Source organism: Halorubrum ezzemoulense DSM 17463, assembly GCF_002114285.1.
Classification (GTDB): domain Archaea; phylum Halobacteriota; class Halobacteria; order Halobacteriales; family Haloferacaceae; genus Halorubrum; species Halorubrum ezzemoulense.
Genome location: NZ_NEDJ01000069.1, coordinates 1 through 17715, shown reverse-complemented (window position 1 = coordinate 17715; position 17715 = coordinate 1). Strand labels below are relative to the sequence as shown.

Below are 17715 nucleotides of genomic sequence, written 5' to 3'. Positions count from 1 at the left end.
CGTTCCCGCGGCTTTCCCTCGTCAATCTCCTCTTTAACTTCGTAGAGTTCCTCAAGCGCAACCTCGTCAAGCCGACCCATTACCGGCTCTACTACGTCTATCGGTAAATGTCTTCCTTAAACACTATCAGACCGCTCCAACTTCGGCGGCGAATCCTCCGCAAACCGGGACGAGAAGCACTGAAACAGATTATTCGAGAAGTTCTCTGACTCACCAACAATGTACTTCATAAGAGCGGCTGTAGTTTATCGAGAAGGCGGTCCAGATATAGTCCTCAGCTACCAGCTGTTTCAGCCTATCTTCTGTTAGAAGGATGAGATTCCAACGAAGTCAGTTGTACAATATTTATTTGCTGGTAGAAATCACTCCATCTTGTGGTTCCATTAGGTTCCCTCTCTCAATCGGCGAGTTGCCCTGATTACTTGCGGATTCGAGTTGAGTAACTCATGGCTCCACACATACACGTTTCAGAGCCATAACCTCACGATCCAGATCAATGTCAACACGCCCTCCATCTGACGATTCAGACGAACAGTCATCCGATGATGAGCTCACCGACTGGCCACCAGGCAACTCGGATCAGCACGAGTCGTCCCCACCGTGGATTCCGCTTGGCATTGTTGGAATCCTTGCTGTTGCCATAGGGTGGTTCTTCCGACCGTGGCTCCATGGACTCATCTACGCGGTGTACACGACGCCGCTACTGCTGTTTGGTATCGTTGCCGGTAGCATCGCTGCGTGGGCCACCGCACGGGCGGGTGGTGGCGTTGAGACGGTCGTCAACGCGCTCACCAGCAATGACCACACGATTACCCCACTTCGTGTCGGGGTAGTCGTCCTCGTGATCACTGCGTTTGCGCTGATGCCCGTCGCCAACGCGGTTGCCGGCGTCACATTGAGCGACCAAACGATGAGCCAGACAGCCACCGTTGAGCGACTCGACGATGTTGATGCCGATAATCCACGTATCGTCACGCGAGCGGTTGCCGATCGGTACGCATCGAACACACTCAATCGGCCGCAGTACCGCGTCGGTGACACAGACATTAGCGTGGTGAACGGGACTCCCTACTGGGCGGCACCGCTCGCTCCGGACGGCCTGTTCAATAAGATCACCAAACGACAGGCCGGGACCGTCCTCGTCGATATGACAACCCAGCAGGCGAATGTACGGTCCGTTGATGGCGAGCTTGAGACCGGTGTCGGGACGATCTTCCACCGGAACTATCGGTGGGAACTCCTCAAATCGCAGGCGTATCTTGTCGACTACGGTGACCCGAAAATGGTCATTCACAACAATACCCAATATATCACCGTCCCGTACTCGGAACCAACATTCCACCTGACGCCGCTTCCGCACTCTACACCACAGTGGGGAGGCGTCGCCGTCATCGATCCAAGCGGTTCGATCGAAACGCTCTCTCCCTCTGAGGCTGCAGCCAGCCCAATTCTCGACAATCAGCAGCTGTACCCTGAGAAGTTGGCGCTTCAGTCGGTCGCTGCGACGAAGTACCGCAACGGAATTCTCAACACCTACACCAGTCACGAAGACGAAATCGAGATCGCACCGCTCCCCGGAGACGAAAATGACCAGCCGTTCTTTATCCTCTCTGAGTCAGGTCCGCAATACGTTGTCGCCGTCGAACCGTACGGCAACGCACAGGGACTTCAAGAGCTGTGGACCATCGATGGTCAAAACGGAACCTTCGAACGGTACGCGCCAGCCGACTCACTGTTCGGCCCACAGCGAGCAGCGGACCTCGTAAGGCAGTCAGCACCACAAACAGATTGGGACCGCTTTACGCCAGCCGAGCCGATCCTTACAGTTATCGACGATCGAGAGTACTGGCAAGTACGCGTCGTCCCTGAGGACAACAGTGGGATCGCATACGTTGCATTTGTCGACGCAAGATCTGGTGACGTCGATTCATTTGAACAGACTGACGCAATCACGCAGTTCCTCGGAGGGGAGACCCCAGTTGAGACACCCACAGAGACGGACCCAACTGACACGACTGCGGGGGCGCCGACAGTCATCGTCCAACGAGTTGCTGAGAACGGCACTGTAATCGAAACCATGACAGTGTACGACGATGAGTCGGTCGAGATCCGGACACCAACAAACAGCACTGCTGGCACAGAGAACGCGACCGCTAGAGCGCCAGGAAGCTAGACACAGTTGCGTATACGGAAATTCGAGGCGAAAGTCTCATGTTCACCGCGGGGACGAAGCCGATAACAGGGCAACAACCGCCGAAATTAAGCCACAGCGCATGTCGCGTTGACAGCCCCCTTGTGCTGTAGCGCGAGGCTTTGTTTTATGGCGTCGCCACTCGGTAGTATTATTACTTGTCAGCAGTCACCTGAAACGATGCCCTCCAAACGGACGTTCGCGAAGCGCGTAGCCGCGCTCGCAGCGACTGGGTTTGGAATCGGTGGACCGATCGACGCTCTGACCTCCGAACCGCCGCCCGACTCGTCCCTCGCGGTTGGCTCGACCGGGGCCACCGTCGAGTCGGACGGCGAGACGCAAAGCGACCAGGCCAGCCCAGGATCCGACAGGCCACGCTCCGCGGTCGCCGCTGGAAGCTACGACCCGGCAGCAACCACGTCAAGTGCCGTCGACACCGTCGTGACGGGCCGGATCGATCCGGCAGTCCTGACGGCGACCGGGCTCCCAAGCGGAATAGGGACTCGGGTTCAACGCCTCCTCGATCGGTACGAGAGCGTGTCGCTTGACGGCGTGCGACAGGCGGCCGGCAGCGCGGCGCTCGCCGAGAAAGGACCAGAGGGGTGCGCGGTCGCGGTCGGTGACGTCAACGCGTCGGAGCTCGCTGCGGAACTCGACGCTGACCCCGATGTGGCCCGCGAGGTGAAAGACGACTCCGGGTTCGCTCGGTTCCGAGCGCGGAACCTAGGGTCGGCGGTCGCCGTCACGGCGGATGAACTCGTGGTGGCGTACGGCCCAACGCCTGCGGTTGCCGCGACACACCGCGACGCTGGACTCGACGGTGACCGCGGGCGTCGGGCAGGAACGACTGCGAGCTTCGGGTCGCTTCCGCCCTTGCTTGACGGCGACGCGACGGTGTGTGTCGATCTGGGAGCGGACGCCCGGGAACATCTCAGGAGCCTGCTGGCCGACGCGCCGGGAGAGTTCCGAACCGCGGTCGACGCGTCGGCCGCAGTTGGGGCGTCACTCCGTGTGACCGACAAGGGGTCCGAGAGCGGCGGAGCGCCCGGAGATGGTGGCAGCGGCTCAGACGGTCCGAGCGTCGCGTTACGGTACGGCGCGGTCGCGGACCCTCGTCGACTTGACAGGGAGACAGCGGAGGCGATCGCAAGGGCGGCCCGCGAAGGAGAGACTTCGCTGTCGGACGCGACCGTCACCAGACACGGACGGACCGTGATCGTCGACGCCGCCGCCGAGAGCGAGCTGTTCGCGTCCCACGCGTCGCTGTTCGACGCAGCCGTGGGCGACCCGATCGAGGTGACCGACGCGTGAGCGGCGGCGACGACCGCGGCGGCGTCTACCACGACACCGCCGATCGCGATAGAGATACAGACGTATCGACGGACAAACGCGCATGCGAATCCACGATGACGACGATACAGCACACGACGCCGCGACCGCGGCACCAAACGAGGACGAATCGATGAGTTCCGACGACTCGCCGTCGAGAACACCGGACGACACCGACGACGCGAACGCCGCGGCGGACGATCGGTCGACCGACGCGCGCTCGCCGCCGACCGCCGAGCGATCGGCTTCCGGAGACACGAGCGCGACGGGGTTCGACCGGATCGAGACGCGACACGCGGTCGGCGTCGCGGTAATCCTCGCGGTGGCCGCGGGGCTGCTGGTCGCGCCCGGCGTGTACGGCGCCGTCACCGGTCCAGACGGCACCGTCGCTGTGGTCGAAATCGACGGAACCATCGATTCAGCAACGGCCCAACACGTTGAGGACAACCTCCGCGACGCCCGCACGAACGACTCAATCGAAGCGGTCGTCCTTGAGGTTAACAGCGGAGGCGGCCTCCCCGCACAGAGCGAACGGATGTACGCCGCGGTTGACCGCACCGCGTCGGTGATGCCCGTCTACGCCGCCGTCGACACGCTCGGCGCGTCGGGCGCCTACCTCGCGATTGCGCCAGCCGACCGCATTTACGTCGCGCCCTCCGCGCAGGCGGTCGGCAGCGTCGGCGTCGCCGGCACCGCGCCGGCCCCAAGCGGTCCCAGCGCCGGGACGACCGGGCCGGACAAACGCGGGAGCGACCCGGACACCCAACGCGAGCGCCGACAGACGCTCGCGAACCTCTTCCTGGAGAACGTGCTCGAACAACGCGGCGAGGAGATCGAACTCGACCGCGAGGCGATCGCCCACGCCGACGCGTACCTTGGCACCGAGGCAGTTGAGAATGGCTTCGCCGACCGGTTTGGGTTCGTCGACGGCGCGGTCGCCGACGCTGCGAGCGAAGCGGGACTCAACGATTACGCGGTCGACACCCGCCGCACCGAGAGCCGCATCCCCGGCGGCATTCCGCTGTTGGAACAAGACGACGGTACGGTCGTCGTCGTCGACGGCTCCGAAAAGCAATTCGGCGACGGGCTGATACTCGCAGTCGCGCCGCAGGCATGGGACGAAACAGTCGGCGACGACGTGATCATGACGAGCTACACCGGACAGTTACCTGCAGACGGCGACGCAGCGGACGCGATGATCGACGACACGGCCACGGTCAACGGGGGTGACGGCGAATGAACGTCGACCTGCGAACGACGGTCGGCGCATTCGCGCTGGTCTTCCTCGCGGTCGTCGGCGTCGCCGCCGTCGGCGGCGTCGTCCTTGACGGCGGATCGCCCGAGACCGACGCCGTTGCGGACGATCACTGGCGGTTGGACACGGTCGAGCCGGAAACCGTCAGCGAGGGCGGCGAGGTCGAAATGGAGAGCTCCGAACCGTCAAACACCGTTGTCGTTCACCTCAGCAGCGGAGCGAGCGGACTCGGCGGCGGCACGTCGATCCTCCCAATCGAAGACGGCGACGCGCCCACGGAAGCGGACATCGGGTCCCTCGGCGGCGTCCGGCGCGGTGTCGCACCGCTGACCGCAGCGCTCGTCGAGAACGGCCATGAGGTCCGGTTCTACGGAGGAGCCTTCGGCGCGGAACCGCTGCCGTCGCTGCTCTCGGACGCGGACGCGTTCGTCACCACGAGTCCCAGTGCCTTGTCGGCAACCGATACCGACGCGGTTGAGTCGTTCGTCGAAGCCGGCGGTCGGACGCTTGTGACGAGCGATCCGGGCGGCACCGGCGCGCTTACCGACTTCGGCTCGCCGTTTGGCGTCTACGGTAAGGCGGGGTACGTATACGACATGGAGCACAACGACGCGAACTACCTCAGCGTACTCGGCGAGCCGACCGGCTCGGGGTCGCTGACGGAAGGCGTTGAGGAGGCAGTCTTCCGCGGGGCCGCGCCGATCGGCGTGGCCGGTGGATCGACAACGTTCACCACCGCGGAGACGTCACAACTGTCAACGACTCGTGAGACCGGCTCCTACGGGGTCGCAGTCCGTAGCGACTCACTCGCAGTGTTCGGGGACTCGAGCTTCCTCGAACCGGAGAATGCCGGCCGTGCCGACAACGGCGTGCTGATCGGCAACGTCGCGGACTTCCTCGTGACCGGACCGAACCCCGACGTGTCATTTGGACCGGGAGCCGGTCCGGGTGGGGCAGTTCCGCCGGGGGCAACGGTCCCACCGGGCAGGACGCCGCCGCCTGAACCACCGGAGCCATCGGGCAACGAGACTGACCCATCCGGCAACGCGACCGCGTAGTCGACGCCGATCTGTAACGGCGCGGTCCAATTAATTTTGGCGTGAGTTTTGATGAACCGCCTCGGGGTCAAGCCTCAGGACACTCGCCTTGTTCGTACCGTAGAAACAGCACCGCCATACTAAAACGCGATTCAGTGAAAAGCGTTGCTGAGACCCCTACCAACACCCGGTACACCGAGAAGTTCCTTAACATCCTCCTCCGCGTGAACGCAGAGGAAGATATCAATAGGATGGGCTCGTCCCGAAGCCAGTAGCGACGAATAAGTTCTTACGCCAGTTTGTAGTAGACCAATGCCCCGCTTTCTGTCTCTACTTCTTCGGTCGTCACGATTCCTTCCTCAACAAGTTCGGTGAGTGCTTCATCGATGTCATTGACGACAATTGTCGTGGCGGCAACATCACCGTCGAAATCAATTAGGCCGTCAATGAACGCCCCGAGTGGATTCCACGTCCGACTCATGAACACGGGGATAAAATCAACACCGAGGACGATTTCCCGCTCGGTGAACGCTCTGTCTGGTCGCTCGCTCAAAAACGACCTGATGAGGTCTTTTCAGTTTCGATCGGCCCCTCCTCGTCGTTAGCAATCGGCTCGTCACCGCTGGCTTCCACCATTCCCGATTCGAACTCTTCTTCGGAGATTGGCACTATATCTCGATATATCGGACGACTGGGGTAATTAATTGTCGGACGTACTGAGAGACGCCTCGCATTCATGGCCAGTTAGGTATCTCCCTCAGCCACCTCCAGATCGGATCCACCGTTACCGATTTGTGCCCTCCATGTAGAACAACTCTGACAAGTTGCTCGGAGCCTGTCATTATCGACATGACCGATACAGAGCGTAAGTTTAACACACTATGTAGCAGATTTGCTCGAATCCGACTGTTGAGTTCGTTCGTAGTAATCTTTAATAAAAATTAAACCGAGAATTAAAAATGCGACCGACGTGGCCATTTTTGTCGGTGAATATCCTTCTACCAAAACCACCAATAGGCTCATACAGCCTGCAAATGTGTTGGTAGTAGCCAACGTCAATAATAGCTGGTTGGAAACTCCCATATGTATGATTAGTAGCACAGCTCCAGGATAAGGAAATCGACGTTTATCATAACTCAATCCTAACCAATATACCGTCCGTATTCAGCACGACCTCGACGAGCTATCAGCGATTACGGATTTCAACACAGCCGTCCCTGGATGTGTTAGAATCCGGTATTCGACTACAAATCACGGTCTGGAAATCTAAACTGCTCGCATTGAGACGTGGTTTCACACGGTTGTCCGTAGGCTCGGCTCGTAAGGGCTATATCTCAGCCATCTGCTCACGCTCTACATACCACTCGCGACGGTCGAGAACGTTCTGTACCGTCGCCACCGGGACATCGACTTCGTCCGCGATCTCCCGGCGGCTCTTCCCGGCGTTGTCAAGTTGGAAAATCTCCGTCACCGTGTCGAACTCTTCACCGGGTACCTGGTAGTGGCCGTTCGCGTCGTAGGTCATCCCAAACCGCGGTCGGCCGTGGTCGTACCCCTGCTCTTTGCGCCGCTCGATCGCGCGGCGAGACTTTTCGATCTCCTCCTCTTTGGTGTCGCGTTCGATTCTTCTTTTGAGATCGAAGGTGAGATCGTCTTCGCTGACCTCACCGACGTAGACGATCTCGGTGTTACCCTGTCCGGCGGCGTATTGAATCACGCGTAGGTACTCGTCACGGCAAACTCGGCGATCATCGAGTGCGACCAAGTAGTCGAATCGACCAGACCGCAGCTCGTCGATGCGCTCGGTGACGCGCTCGTTCTGGTCGAGTAGGCCCGACTCGTCATCGCGGGTCATCGTCGAAAAACCAGTGTGGACCCCGAGATCAAGCCTCTCCACCTCGTCGGCCAACTCGGCAGCGAGACCTGGCACGACCTCCCGCTGTTCTTCGAGGCCGACGTCGTCATCATCTCCCTTCGACTTTCGGATCCATACGAGGGCTCTACTCATCGACCACGGTCACCTCTAACGAACTCCCAGACTTAACCTTCCACTCAAGCCGTTTCCCATCGAGTTCCATCGCCTCCGCGAGTCCCTTCGGCACCGTCACTTTGTACTGCCCGTTCGCCCCCTGACTGACTCGCGTTTTTGCCATCTCTGTATAGGTCTATAGTTAGGCCTAGAATTAGTTTTAATGTGGGTGTTCAGAAAACCCCCGTTTCCTGTACGCCTGCCTACTCAGATGTAATAAAAGCCTCTGCTGAAATTCTTTACAACTGACACAAAGTCCGTGCTGAATAGAGGGCGCGTATGTTACACTGACGAACTGTCCAAACTGGGGGGGCAGGATCGGTCAGTACAGGTGGTCCACACACCGACACACATTACGGATCTACCTACACTATGTCAGAAACGCCGTGCGAGATACAGAGGTTGTAGTCAATTTGAGAACATCTTTTCCCACCGGTCATTTTTGAATTAGCCGTTAGAACATCATATAATTATCAAAAGCAGAAATTTTGTAATGATACGCACTTATCGGAGGGGTGGGGAGAGATTCCTGTGCCTCTGACAACTACAGCACTCTCCCCATTCACCCTTGTACACCAAGCAATAGATAGTTGTTACTATACGTAAAATATTTTCTTGACTTCCAAACTACACCTGTCAGAGGGACTTGAAAGTCCACCCCCTCCCTTCTCTTACCGTGTTTTGAGTGCTCCAACTCGGTGAATCTGTGACTGACTCAGCCTTGAACGTTGTCGTGTTGACACTATTGGGCCCGAAATCGGAGGGAAAGACGTTCTACCAGAAGTTTACGGTATCGGTCGAACAAGAGAGTGATTCACAGAGGATAATGAAAGTAGCGTTCACGGCGTTTGAACCTCTAGTGAAGAGCGGAGCGTCTGCGGATGAACTCTCTTTTCCGTGCTCACACCGTCTCAGCCGCCATTTTCGCTCGATTAAGTGTTAGATACTCAACATTCGAAGCCGAATAATTTCCAATCGTTATATGTGTTTTTGTATACTTAATTTATACTTCAGATAGCCCGTGTAATTCAGCAGATTAGGAACAGTATAGCTACCATCGTCGTGCTGTATAGAACCTCTGTATCTCGTATGCCTATCGGAACACTCCTCTGAGTTAGTAGAATTCTCGGCGGTCAACACGTAGTTTTCAGTGACCGGCTGTTTCAGACAAAATGTGTCTAAAAAATAGGGTTTCACCTATGGAAACGCTGCTACCCGGGCAGACCACGTCTAGCGATAAAATGATTACGCCGTCCGGGGATCTGCTGTTCTCACAACCGGCAGGCGGTCGGAACGTGTCTGCGGTGCGGTCGCTGTCTGGCGATAGCTGACACTCACGGAGGGCCTCGGCCGGCCACTGAGGGCCGCCGGACCGGCGGCCCTCAGCTCTCTCGGTTATGCGGTTACACCCGGTGGAGCGTACGCTTCTCCCCAATCAAGCATGTGGTAGATCGATGCCAGCATCTTCCGAGCTGCTGCCACGGTCGCTTTCTGTGAGTTCTTCCGGCTTGCTAACCGGTCGTAAAACCGACTCAGATACTCGTCGTTACTCGTATGAACTGCGGTGTTTGCTGCTTGGACGAGCAGCCATCGTACACGCCCTGATCCACGTTTCGAAATGCCCCCTTCGATCCGCGAGTCGCCTGACTCGCGGATCACCGGGTTCAATGCCACGTAACTGACAACCTCCTTGCCACCGTCAAACCGGTCGATCCCGCCTAACTCCGCGTAGATTGTCAGCGCCGTGTAGTAACTCACACCGGGAATCGTCATGAGCAGCTGGGTCTCCTTCAGAGACCCAGCGCGCTGTTCAATCATCTCATCGAGCTTCTGAATCTCTTCGGTGAGCGACTCGATCAGGTTGAGGTACGACTCGAGCAGCGTGTCGAGTGGCGTCGGGATCGAGAGTCCCCGTTCTCGTCCCTCCACGGTTAGCGGTTTCACGTCTTCGGTGACGCCGTGATCGGAGAGGAGTCCATGGACCTTGTTGGCGTACCTGGTACGGTTTTCGACCAGGGTCTACCGCCCGCGCACGAGTGCCCGGGCTTCCCTGACCTCCTCGGTCGGAACGTAGCTTTCAGGCACCGAATTTAACCGGAGCATCCGCGCGAGTTCTTTGGCGTCAACGCGGTCGGTTTTCTTGTCGGTGTCTGCGATCTGGTTGATCTTTTTCCGATGAGCAACGGTCACATCCAAGTGCTCCGACAGCGTATCGTGGATGTGGTAGTAGTTGGAGGTCGCCTCAAGCACGGCTTGTGCGCCGGCGTACCGCTGGGCGAGCTCGTCGAGGTTCGCGTTCTCGACGCGAACCTCTTCGACGATCTTCCCAGCCTCATCCATTACTGCCACCTGTGCGTACCGTTTGTGGACGTCGATTCCGAGGTACATGGTTGGTTCACCCGGGACGCCAGTGCGTGAAGCAGAGATTCACCTATTCGGGCTTTTCCGGATGCCGCGCGGCGCGGCATCCGGGCTGTAACGCCCATGACTCGGCATCTTTCGCACACGGACCAGTCAACAGAACGTGCTCGATGGCACGTGAAATCCGTCGGTCTCTTGCGCCCCATATCTTGTTTCACGCTCTGCTAGGGTAGCAGCGTTTCCATCGAGTCAACAGAGCCTCACCGCCAGAACCGCGGCTACTCGTCCGGTTCGTTGATCAGCAGCGTGTTCAGTACCAGCGTGGAGATACCGCGTCGGAGGCGTTCGGTGACGGCCTGATCGGAGATGCCGAACGAGTCCGCGAGCCCCTGGGTGGAGATCTGCCGCGGGAGCGAGTAGTAGCCGGCCTCGACGGCGGCCGCGAGGGTCTCGCGCTGCGGAGGCGTCATCCCGTACCACGGACCGGCGTCCGGCTTCGTGGGGTTGTAGATGCGCTCGATCGAGACGTCGATGTCCTCGTCAAGGTAGAACTCTTGAAACGACGAGAGCGCCTCGTGGCTCGGGAACCTGAGTTCGAGCCCCCACGTGTCGGCGGTTCCAGTCGCGCCCAGCAGGACCGCGTCCAAGTCGAGGATCTGGCGGAGCAGCGAGGCCTCTGAGGGGTCCCAGTTCAGCGCGTACAGCGTCTCGTCCTCGTGGGTGTCGACGAGCTGGATGTCGTTGACCGAGGGGTGTTCGCGGACGGAGCGCTCGAACGTCTCGCGGACTTCGTTCCGGATCCGAACGAACGGCGTGGGTTTCTCGCCCAGCGGCACCATCGTTTCCAGCGTGAGCTGCGTCGGCTCTTCGATCCGGAGGATCCGTCCTAATTCGAATTCGACAGATGGAATAGTCAACTCAACGATAACGCTCATCAGATACAGCACTGTTCTGTCGCAAACGTGTTAAAAACTTGGTAGAAACCTTCTACCGGAGCGCGATTCACCTTGGTGTACCATGTGTTTCGGTAGTATTATTAATATACGGGCCTATCAACAACCGTAGAAACAGACGACTGTGGTCTCTGTTTGCGCGGCGGTGAGTTTCGCGACAGCATCGTATCGCAGTCGAGTGTACGTCTAATCATGACAACTGACAACCAATTCGAAGACGACATATCGAGTACAGAGGAGTTCGAGGTCGCCCTCGGTCGGGTGCTCTGCGACGCCCTCAAGAACGGCGTCGACCCCCGCGGAACGTGGGAGTACCGGACCGAGGGCACGGGTTCCGACATGGAAGTCCTGGTGGTCGAACTGGCAGACTGACGCCCGCGGCCTCGCCGCTTGGTTCTTATTTAACTACCTTGGTAAGCCAGTCTGAAGGGACTGGTAACCGGAGCGCAATCCCCTCGTGTGACAGACGGTCTCGACCCTGCGACGAACGCCCTCGATCCTCCGACGAACTCCTCTGAGTCGGGAGGCCACGTGGCCCGTCGCCTCCTCAAAGGCGTCTCCACGCACGCAATCTTCATGTTGAACGCCGACGGGAACATCATCGCGTGGCCGGCGCCGGCGATGGCGCTCTACGGACACGACGCGACGGCGGTCCTTGACCGACATGTCCGGATGCTGTTCGCCGACGACGAGGGCGAGGCGGACTCCGACTCACTTCCTGGGGACTTCTTCGCGGAGCCGAGAGAGGAATCGGTCGAGTTCGAACGCTGGCACCGGCGCGCGGACGGCTCCGTCTTCTGGGGCACCCTGACGCTGTCGCCGCTGCGGAACGGCGAGTTCCACGGGTACGCGGCGATCAGCCGGGACACGACGACTGCGAAGGAGTACGAGCGGATGTTAGAGCGGCAGAACGACCGCCTCAAGGAGTTCACCGACATTCTCGCGCACGACCTCCGGAACCCGCTGAACGTCATCGAGGGGAGCCTGACGCTGTACGAGGAGGCTGGTGACGAGGAACACCTCGAACGGGTCGGCGAGACGACCAACCGGATGGCACGACTTGTCGACGACTTGCTCCGCGTCGCGCGACAGGGAAACGTCGTCAGCGACCCGGAGCCGACCGACGTCGGCGAGGTCGTCGAGGCCGCCTGGCGGAGCCTCGGTGGGAAGTCGGGAGCGGCGCTCACCTACGAGCCCGTTCCGTCGGTGAGCAGCGACCCCGACCGACTCCGCGAGCTGTTCGAGAACCTCTTCCTTCTCGGTGCTTTTTAGACACTATATGAGGGTGTCATAGATCAGTTCACATACCCTCTGTATAGCGATCTGTGTCAAGAGTAGCTGTATTTTCCAACGCTATTCTTCGAACTCAACGAGACAAATACTTTCTCGTGTCACTCATAATATCCGTTCGATGACACACTCGCTATATGATTTTTTGAATCGACCCAGATTATGGCGAGACACACGATACAGCCAAACAACGTCCGAATTCTCTGAAATCAGCGATCCAATCCACAGACGTCCTCGTTATGTAACGGACCAAGGATGGCTGACTAGCCGAACAATCTTGTTCATGAGGCTGTTTAGTGCTTTTATGAACAACAAGTTTGTCCAAGAGTTACTCGCAGATCACTCGCAGAATCCCCGGAATTACGGTGAGCTTCCCTCTCCCGATGTTGAGGCAGCAATGACAAACCCACAGTGTGTCGGCCCAACGCACCCTGAAGGAGACCGAGTTAGACTTCAGGTAGTTCTCAGTGATGATGGGACCACAGTCGAAACAGTCCGCTTCACCGGTGACGGGTGTACACTGTCACAGGCCGGTGCCTCACTATTGTCTGAGCAGATGGTTGGTGTCGCCGTCTCGGAGATTGTTGAGTGGGACTCCGAATATATTGAAGAGCATGTTGGAATGGACTTGACACCACCTCGGCTCCAGTGTGCGGAGTTGATTCTGACTGCCTTTCGGCAGGCTATTGAGGACGGACCCACCAATCCCTCTAGTTGATCAATCTTGGTGTAGTAACGCTTCAGTTGTGGTCTGCTATATCGCTAGTATAGACCATTCATTCGCGTTTCCCATTGGACTGTTCACTAGCATGCGCCTAAGAGGTCCGCTCTCCACACTTGTAGCGGTCCGATCGAAATCCCGCGCCCGCTGACATCGATACCCGGGGGGCAAAGTGATATCATGTCCGAGGAATCATCGCCGCAGTCTATCAACAACGGATCGTTCCCATAGAGCACCGGTCTTCATTATCCTTATTTTTTATTATTCAAATATCTTGTATTATGTATAATTCGTGTTTTTACATGGCAAACATATACTTTTGTATTCAGCCCATTATGTGAACATGAGTAGTTTCGCAAAACCAGAGAAAAATATTATAGAAACCTTTTGTGGTTACTTAGCGAGACAAATTTTTCCCGGTTTAATCAGATCACTCGATCATTATACTCTTGTGGAGGTTGATGCTGATGAGTGACTTATTATTAGCTGCCGCAGCGGCGCTTCCGCTCACCGTTGCCGCGACGCTACTCGTAGGGGCACTTTGGCCAGCAGCAAAAGCGATGCCGATCGCTTGGCTAACAGCAGTTATCGTAGCCGCCACCGTCTGGCAGCTCCCGATCAGATGGATTGGAGCAGCAACGGCGTGGGGAGTACTCCTTGCCATCGAGATCCTGTGGATCGTGTTCGGTGCGTTGGTACTGCTATACACTCTTCAGCAGGCAGGCGCGATCTCGCGGATCACTTCCGGATTCGCCTCAATCAGTAGCGACCACCGAGTCCAAACCATTCTCGTTGGGTTCTTTCTTACGACATTTCTGACAGGAGTCGCAGGGTTTGGAACTCCTGCAGCGATCGTCGCACCCCTGTTGGTCGGCCTCGGGTTTCCAGCGCTCGCAGCAGTTATTGTCGCGCTCGTTGGACATGCGATCGCGACCACGTTTGGTGCGGTCGGCGTACCGATTCACCCCGGCGTGACACAGGCAGTAGGATCGATTAATGGCGTTTCTGTGGCCGAAGCCACAGCGTTCTCCGCTGATGTAAGCGGGCTGGTCGGTATCTACCACCTTCTTCCCGGACTGTTCATGCCGTTGGTTACTGTCTCAATGCTCGTTTATTTTTTCGGAGACACCACCAAGCGGTCGCTCACAGCAGTACGGCCCGTCATTCCGCTCGCGCTGTTCGCTGGAGGTGCGTTCATCGCTCCGTTCGTACTAACTGCCACGTTCGTTGGTCCGGAGTTTCCATCGATTATCGCGCCGATGGTCGGCGGCGGGCTGACAGTTACTATGCTCAAGCGTGGCTTACTCCTCCCACAGAATGAATGGCGACTCCCCGCGGAAGGTGCGTGGCCAGAGACGTGGACGGGGCCAACAGCCACTGGGAAAGCGACTGACTCCGAAACCGGGTCAGGCACCATGACAGATGGCGGTACAAGCATCTCGCTCGTTCGGGCGTGGGTACCGTACTTACTCCTCGTCATGCTCCTCGTGGGGACGCGTGACTTCACCCCGGTTGGAAGAGTGCTCACTGAGATCAATGTGTTTGCTCCGACGTGGGTGAATATATTCGGAACGGCAATCACGAACGGTGTTGAGTGGGCATACGCCCCGGGTACGTGGCTCGTGGTAACCGCACTCGTTTCCATTCCACTGTATGGGCTTTCGTACACCGAGATCACGCGCGCCTGGAACAAAGCCGGAAAAACAGCTGTCGGTCCCGCTGTGGCACTCGTGTTTATTATCGCTACCGTCGGCATCCTGCTACACTCGGGGCAGTACACAGGTGTTCCCGGTGATCAGAGCATGATGCTAGCACTCGCCGATGGTATCGGAAGTATCTTCGATGGGATGTATGCTGCCGTAGTGGCACCAATCGGCGTGATAGGGACGTTCGTGACCGGATCCGTTATGGTTTCTAACGTCACGTTCAGTCCCATGCAGTACGAGTTGGCCGGTGAAATGGGTCTTAACCAAGTCCACGTCGTCGCTGCACAAGCCGCTGCGGGGGCGATGGGCAATGCGATATCCATCCATAACGTGATCGCTGCACTAGCCACGGTCGGTCTCGTCGGCAAGGAGGGGATAGTGATCAGAGTGAACCTGCTACCGGTCGTTGGTTATACGATCGTAATCACTCTGTTGCTCTCAGTTACTGTTGTGTTCGTATGACTACTCACGTTCATCGATGTACGGAGCATTGATGTTCGATTAAGCGCGAACGGGGGTTCTGTGGGATTTGAGCACCGCTCGATTCCGTCGCGTACGCCCGACTCAGGTGATCTTACAACGTGTATATTATTACTGAGAGTATTAACCGAACACGGATGATCAGTGAACCTACTCCAGTTGATCGATAGGCTATAGTACCACGTTTTTGGGTTGCGGCCCCTATCTCGACATGTAGTCCGCCCAAACACGTGACTGCCCACAATCTGTAGAGTCGCTATCTCATATCGAGACGATGTGTGTCACGCTCCGTCGTTTTCGCTACTGGCGTTCGAGCACTTCAAGCGCCTTGCTGAGTCGCGAGATGTACTCGTCAGGTGGGAACCGCCACCAGACCTGCCCACTCATGTGAGCCAGCGGGAGTATGTGGGTATTGACCGGTTCGGAGATACGGTGGAGTATCCCGTGGATGGCCATGATACTCTCTGGGTCAGCGTCGGTCTCCATGACGGGTTCCGGCGTGGTCGAGCGTCGGAGTGCCGGCCACGCGTTTCCACCGAAGGTGATCACAAGATCCGGATCCAACGCTCGGAGTTCTTGCTTGAGGAGGTATTGATACGAGGCGCGCTCGGCGGCAACTCCGAAACCGTCGACGCGGTACTTCACGACGTCGCCGAGGTAGAAGTCTCGATAGAACTGTCCGGAGTCGACGTACTGGTGCCAGCCGTTCGGGAGCGAAATGAGATCGTGGCGGGCGAGCGTCTCGAAAAAACGCTCCGAGAAGTCGGCGTTTCGCCCGGTCAGCCAGCTCTTGGCAAACTCGCGGTAGACGCCGATCTGGTCGCGAGCCGAACATTCGCCGGCGAGTGGGTTATGCGGACGCAGTTCCGACAGGTGACGTTCGTGGAGGTTCCCGGGATCCTGAACGAGGAGGACGATGTCCGGATCGTCAGTCTCCCAGTCGTAGTAGAACGTGTATGAGAGCCGCCGGCTGACCTTCTTTCGGGTAGGAAATCCAGCGTCCGAGAGGACCGTCTCGACGCTACCGATGGCTGTTTGCTGTAGCTCTCGGAGCGTCGGCTCCGTTGGCTCGTCGATCTCCGAGAGGAGCTTGCGAGCGGTCGTTTCGTCCATCTTCTTTATACGGTCTTGTGCGTGCTAATTGAGAGTTCGGGTTGTCCAGTTAAGACAACGCTCTTCCGCAGGAGATTGTTGATACGGTTGCAGTATTCTCACGAGTAGTCACAACCACCGATCTGAACGTCTCTAAGCCGAATTGAGTTCACCCAGGACAAGGCGAAATCCGCAAGACAGCAAGCCATCAACAATGTGCTACACAGGAACGCAGGAGAGATTAGCTAGATCTGCTACCTGACACTCCACCGTCAGTCGATACCGGTTTGGCTCCTTGGCTCATGGAATCTGCCATATCTGACTGTGCGGTTTCGACAGTGAATTCTGAGATGAGTGCGTGTAACTCGTCTGCCTGTTCAGATAGGTCCCCAGTTTGCTGGGATATCTGTACCATCGACGAGGACTGTTGGTCCGCTGTAGTCGCAACCATCTCAGACTTTTGATTCACTTGATCCGCGGCCTTTGCCACCTCGTCTACCATGCTGGCGACTTCTTCGGTCGAGGCCGCCTGATCGTCGGTAGCAGCACTAATCTCTTGGATACCGTTGTCCGAGTCTTCGACGTTCTGTGCCATCTCTTCCAGCGAACCGAGGGCCTCTTCGATGGTTTCAGTCCCTGAATTCACGCGTTCTCCCATCTCGCGGATGTCTTCGACCGTCGTGTCAGCAGACGACTGAATCTCTTCGATACGGGATTCAACCTCGTCGGTCGCATCGGAGACCTCCTCTGCTAAGTCTTTAATTTCGTTAGCCACTACACCGAAACCTTCACCAGCCTCGCCAGCGCGTGCCGCCTCAATAGACGCGTTCAACGCCAGCATATCGGTCTGCTCAGCGATCTCGTCGATGAGTTCGACAACCTCACTAATTTTACCTACCTCGGTGGCAAGTGATTCGACCTCGGTAATCGTTGTGTCCGACTTCTCTTCGATAGATTCCATCTCTGCCATCGCGTCGGTCGCTGCCTGTTTGCCCTCTTGTCCGAGCTCTGCTGTTGCGCGCGAGCGCTCCGCAATCTCGTTGGCCGACGAGGCGATTTCCTCGACAGTACCGGAAAGGTTCTGTATCTCGCTAGCGACTTGCTGTAGGCTCTCAGACTGGTCTTCCGCGTCGGTGGTGATCTCTTGCTCCGTTGAACGCCGACGCCGTCTGCGGATCGTATCGCTGATTTCACGGGATTTGGACGCCGTCTGGCGATATGGGACGTCTCAAGACCCTCGCACAGACGTTTCACGAATTCGCCACGAACCA

At 57.7% G+C, this 17715-nt stretch carries 13 protein-coding genes and 1 pseudogene; 8 read left to right on the top strand and 6 right to left on the bottom strand.

What is annotated here, in order from left to right; genetic code table 11:
* The first annotated feature begins 496 nt into the window (after positions 1 to 496).
* From B9H04_RS14750 to B9H04_RS14735, 4 genes are all read left to right on the top strand, one after another.
* Entirely contained in the window at positions 497 to 2173 is a 1677-nt protein-coding gene (locus tag B9H04_RS14750) for a NuoL/Nad5 family protein (protein WP_049933369.1), read from the top strand.
* A gap of 198 nt (positions 2174 to 2371) precedes the next feature.
* On the top strand, positions 2372 to 3502 hold the full coding sequence (locus tag B9H04_RS14745; RefSeq protein ID WP_049933370.1) for a hypothetical protein: 1131 nt from the start codon (positions 2372 to 2374) through the stop codon (positions 3500 to 3502).
* Positions 3503 to 3653: 151 nt separating this feature from the next.
* Entirely contained in the window at positions 3654 to 4760 is a 1107-nt protein-coding gene (locus B9H04_RS14740; RefSeq protein ID WP_049933377.1) for a S49 family peptidase, read from the top strand.
* Entirely contained in the window at positions 4757 to 5833 is a 1077-nt protein-coding gene (locus B9H04_RS14735; protein WP_049933371.1) for a hypothetical protein, read from the top strand. The genes B9H04_RS14740 and B9H04_RS14735 overlap by 4 nt, the downstream gene beginning before the upstream one ends.
* Before the next feature lie 268 nt (positions 5834 to 6101).
* On the opposite strand, the gene B9H04_RS14730 is transcribed toward B9H04_RS14735, so the two are convergent.
* From B9H04_RS14730 to B9H04_RS14715, 4 genes and pseudogenes are all read right to left on the bottom strand, one after another.
* On the bottom strand, positions 6102 to 6365 hold the full coding sequence (locus tag B9H04_RS14730; protein ID WP_139835111.1) for a hypothetical protein: 264 nt from the start codon (positions 6363 to 6365) through the stop codon (positions 6102 to 6104).
* A 774-nt stretch (positions 6366 to 7139) separates the two neighbouring features.
* The gene (locus B9H04_RS14725; protein ID WP_049933375.1) at positions 7140 to 7820 is read right to left on the bottom strand and encodes a serine integrase family protein; all 681 of its coding nucleotides are present in this window, start codon (positions 7818 to 7820) and stop codon (positions 7140 to 7142) included.
* Positions 7821 to 9236: 1416 nt separating this feature from the next.
* Positions 9237 to 10229, bottom strand: a pseudogene (locus B9H04_RS14720) (IS110 family RNA-guided transposase).
* A gap of 251 nt (positions 10230 to 10480) precedes the next feature.
* Positions 10481 to 11137 carry a helix-turn-helix domain-containing protein gene (locus B9H04_RS14715; protein WP_085682827.1) on the bottom strand — a complete coding sequence of 219 codons (657 nt, stop codon included), beginning with the start codon at positions 11135 to 11137 and terminating at the stop codon, positions 10481 to 10483.
* A 210-nt stretch (positions 11138 to 11347) separates the two neighbouring features.
* Here B9H04_RS14715 and B9H04_RS14710 point away from each other — a divergent pair, with 210 nt between their 5' ends.
* From B9H04_RS14710 to B9H04_RS14695, 4 genes are all read left to right on the top strand, one after another.
* Complete coding sequence (locus B9H04_RS14710) at positions 11348 to 11527, top strand: hypothetical protein (protein ID WP_085682826.1); 180 nt, start codon at positions 11348 to 11350, stop codon at positions 11525 to 11527.
* Between the two features lie 87 nt (positions 11528 to 11614).
* The gene (locus B9H04_RS14705) at positions 11615 to 12427 is read left to right on the top strand and encodes a PAS domain S-box protein (RefSeq protein WP_249025106.1); all 813 of its coding nucleotides are present in this window, start codon (positions 11615 to 11617) and stop codon (positions 12425 to 12427) included.
* A 322-nt stretch (positions 12428 to 12749) separates the two neighbouring features.
* Positions 12750 to 13163 (top strand): iron-sulfur cluster assembly scaffold protein, encoded by a 414-nt coding sequence (locus B9H04_RS14700; protein WP_169714315.1) that lies wholly within the window; start codon positions 12750 to 12752, stop codon positions 13161 to 13163.
* A 470-nt stretch (positions 13164 to 13633) separates the two neighbouring features.
* Positions 13634 to 15334 carry an L-lactate permease gene (locus tag B9H04_RS14695; RefSeq protein WP_049933523.1) on the top strand — a complete coding sequence of 567 codons (1701 nt, stop codon included), beginning with the start codon at positions 13634 to 13636 and terminating at the stop codon, positions 15332 to 15334.
* Between the two features lie 318 nt (positions 15335 to 15652).
* Here the strand turns inward: B9H04_RS14695 and B9H04_RS19280 are convergent, their stop codons facing one another.
* Complete coding sequence (locus tag B9H04_RS19280) at positions 15653 to 16465, bottom strand: uracil-DNA glycosylase family protein (RefSeq protein WP_248648725.1); 813 nt, start codon at positions 16463 to 16465, stop codon at positions 15653 to 15655.
* A gap of 220 nt (positions 16466 to 16685) precedes the next feature.
* Positions 16686 to 17480, bottom strand: coding sequence for a methyl-accepting chemotaxis protein (locus tag B9H04_RS14685; protein WP_276325178.1), 795 nt, complete (start codon positions 17478 to 17480; stop codon positions 16686 to 16688).
* Between the last annotated feature and the right edge of the window lie 235 nt (positions 17481 to 17715).